The sequence below is a fragment of the Aquamicrobium soli genome (genome assembly GCF_042646345.1).
GTDB lineage: Bacteria > Pseudomonadota > Alphaproteobacteria > Rhizobiales > Rhizobiaceae > Mesorhizobium > Mesorhizobium soli_A.
In genome coordinates this window covers 741549-756229 of record NZ_JBHRTK010000012.1, presented here as the reverse complement: position 1 = coordinate 756229, position 14681 = coordinate 741549, and the positions used below count along the sequence as shown (strand labels likewise).

Sequence of the window (14681 nt, the reverse complement as noted above, 5' to 3'; positions counted from 1 at the left end):
CGTTCAGCCGATCTTCTGGCCGGTCTTGGCCCAGTCGGCGAGGAACTGCTCCAGCCCCTTGTCGGTCAGCGGGTGCTTGACCAGGGCCCGCAGCGTCGCCGGCGGCACCGTCGCCACGTCCGCGCCGATGATCGCGGCCTGCTTGACATGATTGGTGGTGCGCACCGAAGCGACCAGGATTTCGGTGTCGAAATCGTAGTTGTCGTAGATCTGCCTGATCTCGGCGATCAGTTCCATGCCGTCGATGCCGGTATCGTCGAGACGGCCGACAAAGGGCGAAATGAAGGTTGCGCCCGCCTTGGCGGCGAGCAGCGCCTGCGTCGCCGAAAAGCACAGCGTCACGTTGACCATGTGGCCTTCGGAACGCAGCGCCTTGCAGGCCTTCAGGCCGTCGAAGGTGAGCGGCACCTTGATGGCGATGTTGTCGGCGATCTTGGAAAGCACGGCGGCTTCCTTCATCATCTCCGAATATTCGGTCGCGGTCACCTCGGCCGAAACCGGGCCCTCGACGATCTCGCAGATTTCCCTGGTCACGTCGATGATCTTGCCGCCCGACTTCAGGATCAGCGACGGGTTGGTGGTGACCCCGTCGACCAGGCCGAGTTCGTTCAGTTCACGGATTTCCTTGACGTCAGCAGTGTCGACAAAAAACTTCATGGCGGTCTCCTTCGGATTTTCCGGGTGTCGGGAGGGGCATGCCCGGTGTTGAGCCTAGCTCCAACTGTCGGGCTTTGCTCTAGACCAAAGTCGGGGCAAGGTCACGCGCGATGATCAAAGATTCGCCTTTTGATGCGGCGGCCCCGGTGTTGGTTCCCATGCCGGCTGAACGCCCCTACACCTATGCGGTTCCGCCCGGCATGCGCGTCGTGCCGGGGTCGATCGTGCGCGTGCCGCTGGGGCCGCGCCAGGTCGCGGGAATCGTCTGGGACGGCACGGTCGAGGCGGTCGAAGCCCGCAAGCTGCGCCCCATCGAGCATGTCTTCGATTGCCCGCCCATTCCCGAGCCGATGCGCCGCTTCGTCGACTGGGTATCGCAGTACACGCTGTCGCCGCCCGGCATGGTCGCGCGCATGCTGCTGCGGGCGCCGGAAGCCTTCGACCCGGAGCCCTGGATCGAGGGCCTGCAGCGCACCGCCGCCGAACCCGACCGCATAACGGCTGCCCGCGCGCGCGTGCTCGACATCGCCGAGGGCGGACTCGCCTGGACGCGCTCCGGGCTGGCGCACGCCGCCGGCGTATCCTCGACCGTGATCGACGGGCTGAAGGCGCAGGGCGTATTCGAACAGGTCATGATCCCGCCGCGCCCGGTGGTGGCCGCACCCGACCCCGGATATGCCACTCCCGCCCTGATGCCGGACCAGCAGGCGGCCGCCGACACGCTGCGCGCCGGCATGGAAAAGGGCACGTTCGGCGTCACGCTGCTCGACGGCGTGACCGGCTCCGGCAAGACGGAGGTTTATTTCGAGGCGGTGGCCGCGGCGCTCGAACAGGGCAGGCAGGTACTGATCCTCCTGCCGGAAATCGCGCTGACCCATGCCTTCCTCGAACGCTTCCAGGACCGCTTCGGCACCAAGCCCGGCGAATGGCATTCCGACCTGCCTCCGCGGATGCGCGAAAAAGTCTGGCGCCAGGCGGCGGAAGGTTCGCTGAAGGTCGTTGCCGGTGCACGCTCGGCGCTTTTCCTGCCTTTCAGGGATCTGGGCCTCATCGTCGTCGACGAGGAACACGACCCCGCCTACAAGCAGGAGGACCGCGTCTTCTACAACGCCCGCGACATGGCGGTGGTGCGCGGCCACATCGGCAATTTCCCCGTCGTGCTGGCCTCCGCCACGCCCTCGGTCGAAAGCCGGGTCAACGCCGACCAGGGCCGATACCGGCGCGCCGTGCTTTCGGCCCGCTTCGCCGAGGCAGCCCTGCCCGCGCTCAGGACCGTCGACATGCGCCGCGCCCCGCCGGCGCGCGGCGGCTTCCTGTCGCCGGTGCTGATCGGCGCGATACGGCAGACGCTGGAGAAGCAGGAACAGGCGCTGCTGTTCCTCAACCGGCGCGGCTATGCGCCGCTGACGCTGTGCCGCGTCTGCGGCCACCGCTTCGGCTGCCCGGTCTGTTCCGCCTGGCTGGTCGAGCACCGCTTTCGCGGGCAGCTCGTCTGCCACCATTGCGGCCACAGCGAAAAACGGCCAGAGGCCTGCCCCGAATGCGGCACCTTCGACCATCTCGTCGCCTGCGGTCCGGGCGTCGAGCGCATCGCCGAAGAAGTCGTCGAACATTTTCCCGACGCCCGCACCATCGTCCTTTCCTCCGACATGCTGGGCGGCGTGCGGCGGCTTAGGCTCGAACTGGAGGCCATCGCCAACGGCGAGGCCGACATCGTCATCGGCACGCAACTGGTCGCCAAGGGGCACAATTTCCCCAACATGACGCTGGTCGGCGTCGTCGACGCCGATCTCGGCCTCGCCAACGGCGACCCGCGCGCCGCCGAGCGGACCTTCCAGCTGCTGTCGCAGGTCACAGGCCGCGCCGGCCGCACCGGCAAGAAGAGCTCTGGCCTGCTGCAGACCTTCCAGCCGGATCATCCGGTGATGCAGGCGATCGTCTCCGGCAACGCCGAGACCTTTTACGAGCGCGAGATCGCCGAACGGGAACGGGCGGCCCTGCCGCCATTCGGCCGCCTGAGCGGCATCATCGTCAGCGCCGCGAGCCGCGCCGAGGCCGAAGGCCACGCGCGCGCGCTGCGCCGCGCGGCACCCGAAGCCGCCGACATCTTTGTCCTCGGCCCGGCCGAGGCACCGCTGGCGCTGATTGCCGGCCGCCACCGCTTCCGCCTGCTGATCCACGGGCAAAGGCGCGCCGACATGCAAGGCTTCGTGCGCGCCATGCTGGCGGCCGGCCCCAAGGTGCGCGGCTCCGTGCGCATCCAGGTCGACATCGACCCGCAAAGCTTCTTGTGACCTCGTGGCAGAACCCCTCATCCGCCCCTCGCTGCGCTGCGGGCGACCTCTCCCCTGGGGAGACGAAAGGGCCGGCTCCAACCGTCCCTTCTCCCCTCGGGGGAAGGCGGCTGCGCAGCAGCCGGATGAGGGGCCTCACACCAACACCCTCCCGCTTGACTTCCCCGGCCCAGTGCCTTCAATGCGCGAAACTGTCGAGGGGACCCTATGGAATATTCCTTTCCGTGGCCGATGAGCCAGGGCGAATGGCTGGCCTGGACAAGCGCCGCCGTCACGGTCCTCCTCGGGCTTGCCTTGTTCCTGGCGCCGGGCCTTTCCTTCCACGTCCTTCGCCTGCAGGCCAAGCCGGAAAAGCCGGCGGCGATCGCCGAGGCGCGCGGGCGCATGGCGGGCTTCTACCTTGGCGTCGGCCTGTGCTGCATGCTGCTGGCGCAGCCGCTGCTTTACATGGCGCTCGGCTTCTCCTGGCTGTTCACCGCCTTCGGCCGCCTGCTGTCGATGATGTCGGACGGCGCCAACACGCCTTATAACTGGGCCTCGGTGGTGGTCGAGCTGGTGCTGGCAGCGCTGCCGCTGGCTTTTGCCTTCGGCTTTTTGCCTTGAATCGCCCGCCTGCGGTTGAACTCGCCCGCCGGATGCGACAATAGTGCCGTGAAACCGGCCGGACGGTGCATTGCGGTCTGAAAAGGCCTGTGCTAGACGGCAATCGACTTTCGGCAGGGGGATGCGGAGGCCGCGCCCCCTCGCTTGGAAAAATCGAAGCAAGGCCAAAGATTTAGCCAGAGTTTTCACTCGCGCCACAATCTGCGGCCTGTCAACTGAGAGAAAAGACGGTCCGTGGCTCAATCGTCATCGCCAATCTCGGGTGTCGCTGAACGCTATGCGCGGTCGCTGTTCGAGCTTGCCCAGGAATCGAATTCCGTCGCCAAGGTGGAATCCGACCTCGACAAGTTCGATTCCATGCTGTCCGGCAGCGACGATCTCGACCGCCTCATCAAAAGTCCCGTCTTCTCTTCCGAAGACCAGCTCAAGGCCATCTCGGCCGTTGCCGACAAGGCCGGCATCAAGGGCCTGGCCGGCAATTTCCTGCGTGTCGTTGCCGCCAACCGCCGTCTGTTCGCCGTGCCGGGCATGATCCGGGCCTTCCGCAGCATCGCCGCCGAACAGCGCGGCGAGACCACGGCGGAAGTCACCACCGCACATGCGCTCACCGCTGCGCAGCAGACTGAACTCAAGGCGGCGCTGAAAAGCGTTGCCGGCAAGGACGTGGCCATCTCGGTTACCGTCGATCCGTCGCTGCTCGGCGGGCTGGTGGTCAAGATGGGCTCGCGCCAGATCGACACGTCGCTCAAAACCAAACTCAATTCGCTCAAGCTTGCACTTAAAGAGGTCGGCTGATGGACATCCGCGCCGCGGAAATCTCCGCAATTCTGAAAGACCAGATCAAGAATTTCGGCAAGGAAGCCGAAGTTTCCGAAGTTGGCCAGGTTCTGTCCGTCGGTGACGGTATCGCCCGCGTCTACGGCCTCGACAACGTCCAGGCCGGCGAGATGGTCGAGTTCCCCGGCGGCATCCGCGGCATGGCGCTGAACCTCGAAGCCGACAATGTCGGCGTCGTCATCTTCGGTAACGACCGCGACATCAAGGAAGGCGACACCGTCAAGCGCACCGGCGCCATCGTCGACGCGCCGGTCGGCATGGGCCTGCTCGGCCGCGTGGTCGACGCGCTCGGCAACCCGATCGACGGCAAGGGCCCGATCAAGGCGACCGAGCGTCGGCGCGTCGACGTCAAGGCCCCCGGCATCATTCCGCGCAAGTCGGTGCACGAGCCGATGTCGACCGGCCTCAAGGCCATCGACGCGCTGATCCCGGTCGGCCGCGGCCAGCGCGAGCTGGTCATCGGCGACCGCCAGACCGGCAAGACCGCCATCATCCTCGACACCATCCTGAACCAGAAGTCGGTGCACGAGACCGGCCCCGACTCCGAGAAGCTCTACTGCGTCTACGTCGCCGTCGGCCAGAAGCGCTCCACCGTCGCCCAGTTCGTGAAGGTACTGGAAGAGCGCGGCGCGCTCGAATACTCGATCGTCGTCGCCGCCACGGCTTCCGACCCGGCGCCGATGCAGTTCCTGGCGCCGTTCACCGCCTGCACCATGGGCGAGTATTTCCGCGACAACGGCATGCACGCGCTGATCGGCTACGACGACCTTTCCAAGCAGGCCGTCGCCTACCGCCAGATGTCGCTGCTGCTGCGCCGCCCGCCGGGCCGTGAAGCCTATCCGGGCGACGTGTTCTACCTGCACTCCCGCCTGCTGGAGCGCGCGGCCAAGCTCAACGACGACAACGGCAACGGTTCGCTGACCGCCCTGCCCGTCATCGAGACGCAGGCCAACGACGTTTCCGCCTACATCCCGACCAACGTGATCTCGATCACCGACGGCCAGATCTTCCTTGAAACCAACCTGTTCTTCCAAGGCATCCGCCCGGCCGTGAACGTCGGCCTGTCGGTGTCGCGCGTCGGTTCGTCCGCGCAGATCAAGGCGATGAAGCAGGTTGCAGGCTCGATCAAGGGCGAGCTCGCGCAGTACCGCGAAATGGCGGCCTTCGCGCAGTTCGGTTCCGACCTCGACGCTTCCACGCAGCGCCTGCTGAACCGTGGCGCGCGCCTGACGGAGCTCCTGAAGCAGCCGCAGTTCTCGCCGCTCAAGACCGAGGAACAGGTTGCGGTCATCTTCGCCGGCGTCAACGGCTACCTCGACAAGCTGGCGCTGAACGACGTCGGCCGCTTCGAGCAGGGCCTGTTGTCGCACATGCGTTCGGCCGGCAAGGAAATCCTCGACCAGATCCGCAAGGAAAAGGCCCTGTCGGACGATCTTCGCGCCAAGCTCAAGGCAGAGATCGACTCCTTCGCCAAGACCTTTGCCTGATCGGGCATAGAATAGGATCCGGTTGAAGCATGGCTTCGTTAAAAGACCTTCGAAACCGCATCGCCTCCGTCAAGGCGACGCAGAAGATCACCAAGGCGATGCAGATGGTCGCCGCGGCGAAGCTGCGCCGCGCGCAGGAAGCCGCCGAGGCGGCGCGCCCCTACTCCCAGCGCATGGGAACGGTGCTCGCCAACATCGCGCAGGCGGTCGGCGGCGGCGGCGATGCCCCGGCGCTGATGACCGGCACCGGCCGCGACGACATCCATCTTCTCGTGGTCTGCACGGCCGAGCGCGGCCTGTGCGGCGGCTTCAACTCGCAGATCGCCAGGCTTGCCCGCGAGCACGCCCGCAAGCTGCTCGCCGACGGCAAGCAGGTGAAGATGATCTGCGTCGGCAAGAAGGGCTACGACATCCTGCGGCGCGACTTCGCCTCGCATATCGTCGACCGCGTCGACCTGCGTGAGGTCAAGACGCTCGGCTTCGTCAACGCCGACGCGATCGCCAAGAAGGTGATCCAGCTCTTCAACGAGGGCGGCTTCGACATCTGCACGCTGTTCTACTCGCAGTTCAAGTCGGTGATCAGCCAGGTTCCGACCGCGCAGCAGATCATCCCGGCGGCGGTGACGCAGGCCGGCGAGGACGACTCCAATGGCGGCGCCGTCTACGAATACGAGCCGGAGCCGGGCGAAATCCTCTCCGACCTCATTCCGCGCAACATCGCGGTGCAGATCTTCCACGCGCTGCTCGAAAACGCGGCCGGCGAGATGGGCGCCAAGATGAGCGCCATGGACAACGCCACCCGCAACGCCGGCGACATGATCAACAGGCTGTCGATCACCTACAACCGCCAGCGGCAGGCGCAGATCACCAAGGAACTGATCGAAATCATTTCGGGCGCCGAGGCGCTCTAGGCGGGATTTCCGGGGGCCGACGCCCCCGAGATCACGCAGGACAAGAACACGGACGAAAAGGGTAACAACGATGGCGAAAGCAGCGACCCCTCAGAAGGCGCCAACCAAGGCAACGGCGGCCAAGGCCGCTCCGGCGAAGAAGGCGGCTGCGCCCGCCAAGGCGGCAGCGGCAAAGACGGCAACCCCCTCCCGCACGGCATCCGCCAAGGGCGCTGCGGTCGGCAAAGTGCGCCAGGTCATCGGCGCCGTCGTCGACGTACAGTTCGACGAAGGCCACCTGCCCGCGATCCTGAACGCGCTCGAGACCGAGAACGTCGGCCACCGCCTCGTCCTCGAAGTGGCGCAGCACCTCGGCGAAAACACCGTCCGCTGCATCGCCATGGACTCCACCGAAGGTCTGGTGCGCGGACAGAGCGTGACCGACACCGGCGGCCCGATCTCGGTTCCGGTCGGCCCGGGCATGCTCGGCCGCATCATCAACGTCATCGGCGAGCCGGTGGACGAAGCCGGCCCGGTCGAGGCGACCGAGTATCGCGGCATCCACCAGCCGGCCCCTGAATATGTCGACCAGTCGACCGAGGCGCAGATCCTCGTCACCGGCATCAAGGTTCTCGACCTCCTGGCGCCCTACGCCCGCGGCGGCAAGATCGGCCTGTTCGGCGGCGCCGGCGTCGGCAAGACCGTTCTGATCCAGGAACTGATCAACAACGTCGCCAAGGCGCACGGTGGCTTCTCGGTGTTCGCCGGCGTCGGCGAGCGCACCCGCGAGGGCAACGACCTCTATCACGAGTTCATCGAGTCCGGCGTCAACAAGAAGGGCGGCGGCGAAGGCTCCAAGGCGGCCCTCGTTTACGGCCAGATGAACGAGCCGCCGGGCGCCCGCTCGCGCGTCGCACTGACCGGCCTCACCGTCGCTGAATATTTCCGCGACCAGGGCCAGGACGTGCTGTTCTTCGTCGACAACATCTTCCGCTTCACCCAGGCGGGTTCGGAAGTGTCGGCTCTGCTCGGCCGCATCCCCTCCGCGGTGGGCTACCAGCCGACGCTCGCCACCGACATGGGCGCGCTGCAGGAACGCATCACCACCACCACCAAGGGCTCGATCACCTCGGTGCAGGCCATCTACGTGCCGGCCGACGACCTGACCGACCCGGCACCGGCCACGTCCTTCGCGCACCTTGACGCGACGACCGTGCTCAACCGCGCCATCTCGGAAAAGGGTATCTACCCGGCCGTCGACCCGCTCGACTCGACCTCGCGCATGCTCGACCCGCTGATCGTCGGCGAGGAGCACTACCAGGTCGCCCGCCAGGTGCAGTCGATCCTCCAGCGCTACAAGTCGCTGCAGGACATCATCGCCATTCTCGGCATGGACGAGCTGTCGGAAGAGGACAAGCTGACGGTTGCCCGCGCCCGCAAGGTCGAGCGCTTCCTGTCGCAGCCGTTCTTCGTGGCCGAGGTGTTCACCGGCTCGCCGGGCAAGCTGGTCGACCTCCAGGACACCATCAAGGGCTTCAAGGGCCTCTGCAACGGCGAGTACGACCACCTTCCGGAAGCTGCCTTCTACATGGTCGGCGGCATCGAGGAAGCGGTCGAGAAGGCTCAGAAGCTCGCGGCTGAAGCTGCCTGATCAAGGGCAGTAAGGCAGTAAGGCAGTAAGGCAATAAGGAGAGAGTGGAATAGGGAACAGGTGGTCTGGTCCAAGGAGAGCTTTCTCCTACTGCCCTACTGCCCTACTGTCCTATTCCCCTGGACACATGGCTGAAGCTTTCAAGTTCGAACTCGTTTCCCCCGAGCGCCTGCTAGTTTCCGAGCAGGTGGAATCGGTCGTCATTCCCGGTGCGGAAGGCGAGATGACCGTCATGGCGCAGCACGCGCCGGTCATGACCACCATCAAGCCGGGCGTCGTGACCGTGAAGGCCGCCAGCGGCCAGGAAGAGCGCTATGTGGTGTTCGGCGGCTTCGCCGACATCCTGCCTTCGGGCTGCACGCTGCTCGCCGAATCGGCGGTGTCGGTCAAGGACATCGACCGCGCCGACGTCGCCCGCCGCATCCAGGAAGCGAAGGAAGACGTGGCCGATGCCAAGGACGACGCCAGCCGCAGCAAGGCCGAGCAGTTCCTGCATCAGCTGACCACGCTGGAAGGCGCGATCCTGCCGGCTTAAGGCGCTTCGCCGAGGTTAAAGAAAAAGCCGGGTTCGCCCGGCTTTTTTGTTGCCTGCATTTCCCCCACCCGCTGCCGTCGAGACATGAAAAAACCCGCCACGAGGGCGGGTTCTTCAAAACACGCGAGAACGCGGCTGCCTACAGCCCGAAGCCCTCGAAGCGCTTCTTGAACTTCGACAGGCGGCCGCCGCGGTCGACCAGGGTCTGCTGGCCGCCGGTCCACGCCGGATGGGTGGTCGGGTCGATATCGAGGTTCATCGTATCGCCTTCCTTGCCCCAGGTCGAACGGGTCATGTACTCGGTGCCATCGGTCATGACGATCTTGATGGCGTGGTAGTCGGGGTGGATAGCGTCTTTCATCGATCTGGTCCTGGGTTGAGGGCACGGCCACGGCCAGACGGCCTGCGTCGAAGCGCCCCTTTTTAAAATTCGAAGCCGCAGCTTATTGATGGGCCACGGCTTCTAAAACGGTCGAGGAGCCTATACAGCACTCGTAAGCGAACCACAAGGCCGCAACCGGCCATTTCCGGCTCGCTGTCCAGGAACCGCACCGGCAACGGCCCAGGAAGACAGCCCATGGCGCAAACCCCAGGCGCAGACAGGCGCAAGCGCTCGCTCAGGCCGCTTCAGCACCTGTTTCCCTTCATCGCCCGCTATCGGGGGCTGGTGATTGGCGCGCTGTTCTCGCTGACGCTCGCGGCGGCGACGACGCTGGCGCTGCCGGTGGCCGTGCGACGCATGATCGACCACGGTTTCTCGACCTCCGATTCCACGCTGATCTCCAACTACTTCATCATGCTGATGGCAATGGCGGCGGCGCTCGCGCTGGCTTCGGCCGGCCGCTACTACTTCGTCATCACGCTCGGCGAGCGCGTGGTAGCCGACATTCGCGAAAAGGTGTTCTCGCATCTGACGACGCTTTCGCCGTCCTTTTTCGACACCGCGCAGACGGGCGAGATCGTGTCGCGGCTCGCGGCCGACACCACGCAGATCAAGTCGGCGGTCGGCGCCACCGCCTCGGTCGCGCTGCGCAACGTCATCCTCGGCTTCGGCGCACTGGCGATGATGGTCGTCACCAGCCCGAAACTTTCCGGCCTCGTCATCGCGGCCATCCCTGTCATCGTACTGCCGCTGGTGGCCTTCGGCCGCTCGGTGCGTCGCAAGTCGCGGCAGGCGCAGGACACGCTCGCCAGCGCAAATGCCTATGCCAGCGAGCAGATCAGCGCGGTGCGCACGCTGCAGGCCTTCACCAACGAGGCGCTGGTCACCAGCCGCTTCTCGCAGGCGGTCGAGACCGCCTTCCAGGCGGCACGCACCTCGATCTTCGCGCGCTCCTTCCTGACCTTCTTTGCCATATTCACCATCTTCGCCTCGGTCGTGGCGGTGCTGTGGTTCGGTTCGCGCGACGTGCTCAGCGGCACCCTGTCGCCCGGCACGCTCGGCCAGTTCCTGCTCTATTCTGTGTTCGCCGCCGGCGCGCTCGGCGCGCTGTCGGAAGTATGGGGGGAACTCGCGCTCGCCGCCGGCGCCGCCGAACGGCTCGCCGAGATCCTTGCCGAGGTACCCGGCATCCAGCCGCCGCGGAACCCGAAGCCGCTGCCGGCCACCACGAAGGGCGCCGTGCGCTTCGACAACGTCTCCTTCGCCTACCCGGCCCGTCCGGGCCACGCCGCCGTGCACGGCCTCAGCTTCTCGGTGAAGCCCGGCGAGACGGTGGCCATCGTCGGCCCCTCCGGCGCCGGCAAGAGCACGGTGTTCTCGCTCATCCTGCGCTTTTACGACCCCGATGCCGGAACCGTGCAGGTCGACGGCATCGACGTGCGCGAGGCCGACCCGAAGGCGGTGCGCCACCGCATCGCCATCGTGCCGCAGGACGTCAACATCTTCGCCGCCAGCGCCGGCGACAACATCCGCTTCGGCCGCCCGGAGGCTTCCGCAGCCGAGATCAAGGCGGCCGCCACCGACGCGCTGGCCGACGAATTCATCACGCGGCTGGAACACGGCTACGACAGCCCCGTCGGCGAACGCGGCGTCGCACTGTCGGGCGGCCAGCGCCAGCGCATCGCCATTGCCCGTGCCATTCTGCGCGACGCGCCGATCCTGCTCCTGGACGAGGCGACCTCGGCGCTCGACGCCGAAAGCGAGACGCTGGTGCAGACGGCGCTGGAGCGGCTGATGCGCGGGCGCACCACCCTCGTCATCGCCCACCGGCTGGCGACCGTGCTGAAGGCCGACCGCATCCTCGTGATGGAAGAAGGCCGCATCGTCGAGGAAGGCACCCATGCCAGCCTCGTCGCCCGGGGCGGCACCTATGCGCGGCTGGCCAAGCTCCAGTTCGACGCCGGTGCGGAAGCCTTCAAGGGCGCGGCTGAATAGCGCTCAGGGGTTGCCGTAGCGCTTCTTCAGGTGCGCGATGAAATAGCCGGCGTCCAGCTCGCCACCGGTGGCCCGCTCCATGAGCTGCTGTGTAGACCAGCGGGAACCCTGCGACCAGATGTTTTCGCGCCGCCACGCATTGACGGCGGAGAAATCGCCCCTGGCGAGATCGTCGTCGGCCGAGGGATGCTCCCTCACCAGGGCCGCCCATTGTTGCGCCGCCATCATCGCGCCCAGCGTATAGGACGGGAAATAGCCAAAGGCGCCGCTCGCCCAGTGCACGTCCTGCATCGGCCCGTCCGCCGGATCGTCGATGGTGGAAAGTCCCAGATAGGCGCGCATGCCGGCGTCCCAAGCCTCCGGAAGATCGGCCACCTCGAGCTTGCCGCCGACCAGGTCGCGCTCCAGTTCGAACCGAAGGATGACGTGCAGCGGATAGGTGACCTCGTCGGCATCGACGCGGATCAGGCCGCGCTCGACGTGATGGACGTGCGGCAGGATATCTTCCAGCATCCAGCTTTCGCCGAGATGCTTTTCCACCACCGGCAGCGCCCAGCGCCAGAACGCCGGGTTGCGGCCGATCTGCTTTTCCACGAACAGGCTCTGGCTTTCGTGCACGGCCATGCCGCGCGCCTTGCCGAGCGGCCAGTGCGCCCAGGCCTTGGGCAGGTTCTGCTCGTAGAGCGCATGGCCGGTCTCGTGCAGCACGCCCATCAGCGCCGACAGGAATTCGCCGGTCCGGTAGCGCGTGGTGATGCGCACGTCGGTAGGCACTCCGCCGCAGAAGGGGTGATGCGATACCGACAGGCTGCCATGGCTGAGGTCGAAGCCGACCGCCGCCATCATCGCCAGCCCGAGCTCACGCTGCTTTTCGACCGGATAGGTGCCGGACAGCGGCTTCAGCGGCCGCGTCGCCAGCCGTTCCTCCTGTGCCGCCAGCGCCTCGGGAACGAAATCCTTCAGGAACCCCTTCAGTTCGGCGAAGACCACGGAGATTTCGGCTTCCCGGTTACCGGGATCGAATTGCTCCATCAGCGCGTCATAGGGTTCGAGCCCGAGCGCGTCGGCGCGCATCGCCGCTTCCTCGCGCACCATGGACAGCACGCCCTCCAGCGCCGGCAAAAACCCCGCCCAGTCGTTTTTCGCCCGCAGGTCGCGCCATAGCTGCTCGCAGCGCATGCGCACGCCGGTCTGGCGCTCGACGAATTCGGCGGGCAGGCAGGTAAGGTTGGTATAGTGCCGCCGGAACTCGAATAGCGCTGCCGCCTGCTCCTCGTTCAGCGCTTCCCGCTCGGCCGCTTCGATCCAGTCGGCGATCTCGGGCGCGGTGGCCCGGGCATGGTACATGCCCGCCAGCGACGCCATCGCTTCCGCGCGCTTCTCGCCGCCGCCGACCGCCATATGGGTCGCCTCGTCGGCCCCCAGGATGGCCAGCGCATGCTCCAGCGCTTCCAGCTTGTGGCTGAGTTCGTCAAGTTTCTGGAAAGACATTGCGGCCCTTTGGCGATTCCCTGTTGCGGCGAGAGTGGCAGAGGACACCAAGGGGCGGGTAATCGCAAGCCCGCCGAGCAAGAGAACAGCCGCCCCCGGGAAGCCCGGAGGCGGCTGCCGTCACCAAGCCTGCCAGCCGTGCAGGCAGGTCGTCAGCTGCCGCTGCCCATCGACGATTGCCTGCCCGTGTCGTTGAGCAGGTTTTCGTTCAGATGGTCGACCCTGCGCATAAGGCGATTGTATTGCGCCGACGGCACCCGGCCATGATCCACCGCGGCGGTCCGCTCGGCAGTCCTGATGATGGAAGCGGATTGCCGATCCATGCGATTCGCCTGCGCCGGCGTAATCAGCTTCTCCTGCCGCCCCTCGGCGATACCCTGGTCGATACCCCTGACTTCATTGACGATGCTGTCGATACGCGGGCCTTGGAAAAGAGGCGACGGACTGACATCCATCAGGCCGTCATGGTTACCCTGCGCGGCATAGGCGCCGGCGAAGGGCACCGCCAGTGCGGATGCGGTCAAGGCAACAAGCGTAAGGGAGGTCTTCAGGTTGAAAGAGCGCATGATCGTTCTCCCTGGATGACGAAGCCGGCGCCCTTGCGCCGCGACTCCGAAGCGCGGACCGTCCAGACCCGTCGCGTCGCGATGTTGGGAGCATCGCCGGCGGTTCTCGGTCCGCATCGGAAGAATTAGGCGGGTGCACCGGCGAAGTGTAATTACAAAAGGGTAATGACGCTCACTTTGCCGTGTGGCTGCCGTGTCTTGGCAGATGCGAACACTCCCTCCGAACCTTCGCGTGAGCCTATCGGCAAGGGACGAAAACGGTCAGCGTTCAGTCAGCTTGAGTTCGATGCGCCGGTTCTTGGTGCGCGCTTCGTCGGTATTGGATGGATCGAGCGGCTGGAATTCGCCGAAGCCGGCCGCCACCAGCCGGTTGGCCGGAACGCCGTTCTCGATCAGGAACTTCACCACGGAAGTGGCGCGCGCCGACGACAGCTCCCAGTTGTCGCGGTACCGGCCGGTGCCCGACAGCGGCACGTTGTCGGTGTGGCCGTCGACACGCAGCACCCAGTTGATCTCCGGGGGGATTTCCTTCTGCAGCTCGATGATGGCGCCGGCCAGCTTCTTCATCTCGACCTTGCCGGCATCGTTGATCTGCTCCGAACCGGTCGGGAACAGCACCTCCGACTGGAAGACGAAACGGTCGCCGACGATGCGGATGTTCTCGCGGTCCGACAGGATCTCGCGCAGCCGGCCGAAGAAATCGGAGCGGTAGCGGTTCAGTTCCTGCACGCGCTGCGCCAGCGCCACGTTGAGCCGCTTGCCGAGATCGGCGATCTTGGCGTTGGAATCGCGGTCGCGCGCTTCCGAGGCGTCGAGGGCATCCTCCAGCGCGCCGATCTGCTTGCGCAGGGCCGCGATCTGCTGGTTGAGCAGTTCGACCTGCGACTGCGCCCGCTGGCTGAGCTGGCGCTGGTTGTCCAGTTCCCTCGAAAGCGCCTCCGCCCGCGCATTGGCCGCATCGCCGGCACCGGCGCCTTGCGCCAGGAGCTGCTCGAGCCGGCTTTTCTCCGCCTCGCTCGCCGACAGCGAGGCCTGCAGGTTGGCGAGCGCATCCTGCGCATCCTGGCTGTTGCTCTTCTCCAGCGCCAGCAGCGAGGTCAGCTCGTTGATCTGCGAGTTCAGCCGGTCGAGCACGGCATCCTTGCCGGAAATCTCGCGGCTGAGCAGGAACTGCACCAGCACGAACACCGACAGCAGGAACATGATCGCCATGAGCAGCGTCGACAGAGCGTCGACGAATCCTGGCCAGTAATCGATGTGGCGATCGCCGCGCCGTCCTCTTGCCAGCGCCAC

Annotated in this window: 13 protein-coding genes; 8 read left to right on the top strand and 5 right to left on the bottom strand. The window is 66.1% G+C overall.

Going from position 1 to position 14681, the window contains the following annotated elements:
• Positions 1-3 precede the first annotated feature (3 nt).
• Complete coding sequence (gene fsa / locus ACFOHJ_RS13490) at positions 4-657, bottom strand: fructose-6-phosphate aldolase (protein WP_378221217.1); 654 nt, start codon at positions 655-657, stop codon at positions 4-6.
• 110 nt (positions 658-767) lie between these two features.
• Between fsa and ACFOHJ_RS13485 the strand changes: the two genes are divergently transcribed.
• The 7 genes from ACFOHJ_RS13485 (at position 768) to ACFOHJ_RS13455 (ending at position 8954) form a co-directional block, all read left to right on the top strand.
• A complete protein-coding gene (locus tag ACFOHJ_RS13485; RefSeq protein ID WP_378221215.1) occupies positions 768-2951 on the top strand; it encodes a primosomal protein N' in 2184 nt (727 codons plus the stop codon).
• A gap of 207 nt (positions 2952-3158) precedes the next feature.
• Positions 3159-3554, top strand: a complete 396-nt coding sequence (locus ACFOHJ_RS13480) for an AGROH133_08824 family phage infection protein (protein WP_378221212.1) — start codon at positions 3159-3161, stop codon at positions 3552-3554.
• A 234-nt stretch (positions 3555-3788) separates the two neighbouring features.
• Positions 3789-4349 carry a F0F1 ATP synthase subunit delta gene (locus ACFOHJ_RS13475; RefSeq protein ID WP_378221210.1) on the top strand — a complete coding sequence of 187 codons (561 nt, stop codon included), beginning with the start codon at positions 3789-3791 and terminating at the stop codon, positions 4347-4349.
• Positions 4349-5878 (top strand): F0F1 ATP synthase subunit alpha, encoded by a 1530-nt coding sequence (gene atpA / locus ACFOHJ_RS13470; RefSeq protein WP_378221207.1) that lies wholly within the window; start codon positions 4349-4351, stop codon positions 5876-5878. The genes ACFOHJ_RS13475 and atpA overlap by 1 nt, the downstream gene beginning before the upstream one ends.
• Positions 5879-5907: 29 nt before the next feature.
• Positions 5908-6789, top strand: a complete 882-nt coding sequence (locus ACFOHJ_RS13465; protein ID WP_378221204.1) for a F0F1 ATP synthase subunit gamma — start codon at positions 5908-5910, stop codon at positions 6787-6789.
• 70 nt (positions 6790-6859) lie between these two features.
• Entirely contained in the window at positions 6860-8419 is a 1560-nt protein-coding gene (atpD, locus tag ACFOHJ_RS13460; protein WP_378221201.1) for a F0F1 ATP synthase subunit beta, read from the top strand.
• Between the two features lie 127 nt (positions 8420-8546).
• Complete coding sequence (locus ACFOHJ_RS13455; protein WP_378221198.1) at positions 8547-8954, top strand: F0F1 ATP synthase subunit epsilon; 408 nt, start codon at positions 8547-8549, stop codon at positions 8952-8954.
• A gap of 139 nt (positions 8955-9093) precedes the next feature.
• On the opposite strand, the gene rpmE is transcribed toward ACFOHJ_RS13455, so the two are convergent.
• A complete protein-coding gene (gene rpmE / locus ACFOHJ_RS13450; protein WP_378221195.1) occupies positions 9094-9315 on the bottom strand; it encodes a 50S ribosomal protein L31 in 222 nt (73 codons plus the stop codon).
• Positions 9316-9531: 216 nt separating this feature from the next.
• On the opposite strand from rpmE, the gene ACFOHJ_RS13445 reads away from it, so the two are divergent.
• Complete coding sequence (locus tag ACFOHJ_RS13445) at positions 9532-11331, top strand: ABC transporter transmembrane domain-containing protein (RefSeq protein ID WP_378221194.1); 1800 nt, start codon at positions 9532-9534, stop codon at positions 11329-11331.
• A 3-nt stretch (positions 11332-11334) separates the two neighbouring features.
• Here ACFOHJ_RS13445 and ACFOHJ_RS13440 read toward each other — a convergent pair whose 3' ends face one another.
• The 3 genes from ACFOHJ_RS13440 to ACFOHJ_RS13430 form a co-directional block, all read right to left on the bottom strand.
• Positions 11335-12822 carry a carboxypeptidase M32 gene (locus tag ACFOHJ_RS13440; RefSeq protein WP_378221191.1) on the bottom strand — a complete coding sequence of 496 codons (1488 nt, stop codon included), beginning with the start codon at positions 12820-12822 and terminating at the stop codon, positions 11335-11337.
• A 152-nt stretch (positions 12823-12974) separates the two neighbouring features.
• Positions 12975-13388, bottom strand: coding sequence for a hypothetical protein (locus tag ACFOHJ_RS13435; RefSeq protein WP_378221189.1), 414 nt, complete (start codon positions 13386-13388; stop codon positions 12975-12977).
• 261 nt (positions 13389-13649) lie between these two features.
• The gene (locus tag ACFOHJ_RS13430) at positions 13650-14681 is read right to left on the bottom strand and encodes a peptidoglycan -binding protein (RefSeq protein WP_378221187.1); all 1032 of its coding nucleotides are present in this window, start codon (positions 14679-14681) and stop codon (positions 13650-13652) included.

Coding starts and splice junctions, on each gene's coding strand:
- fsa (WP_378221217.1), bottom strand. CDS start 657: ATGAAGTTTTTTGTCGACACTGCTGACGTCAAGGAAATCCGTGAACTG.
- ACFOHJ_RS13485 (WP_378221215.1), top strand. CDS start 768: ATGATCAAAGATTCGCCTTTTGATGCGGCGGCCCCGGTGTTGGTTCCC.
- ACFOHJ_RS13480 (WP_378221212.1), top strand. CDS start 3,159: ATGGAATATTCCTTTCCGTGGCCGATGAGCCAGGGCGAATGGCTGGCC.
- atpA (WP_378221207.1), top strand. CDS start 4,349: ATGGACATCCGCGCCGCGGAAATCTCCGCAATTCTGAAAGACCAGATC.
- ACFOHJ_RS13465 (WP_378221204.1), top strand. CDS start 5,908: ATGGCTTCGTTAAAAGACCTTCGAAACCGCATCGCCTCCGTCAAGGCG.
- atpD (WP_378221201.1), top strand. CDS start 6,860: ATGGCGAAAGCAGCGACCCCTCAGAAGGCGCCAACCAAGGCAACGGCG.
- ACFOHJ_RS13455 (WP_378221198.1), top strand. CDS start 8,547: ATGGCTGAAGCTTTCAAGTTCGAACTCGTTTCCCCCGAGCGCCTGCTA.
- rpmE (WP_378221195.1), bottom strand. CDS start 9,315: ATGAAAGACGCTATCCACCCCGACTACCACGCCATCAAGATCGTCATG.
- ACFOHJ_RS13445 (WP_378221194.1), top strand. CDS start 9,532: ATGGCGCAAACCCCAGGCGCAGACAGGCGCAAGCGCTCGCTCAGGCCG.
- ACFOHJ_RS13440 (WP_378221191.1), bottom strand. CDS start 12,822: ATGTCTTTCCAGAAACTTGACGAACTCAGCCACAAGCTGGAAGCGCTG.
- ACFOHJ_RS13435 (WP_378221189.1), bottom strand. CDS start 13,388: ATGCGCTCTTTCAACCTGAAGACCTCCCTTACGCTTGTTGCCTTGACC.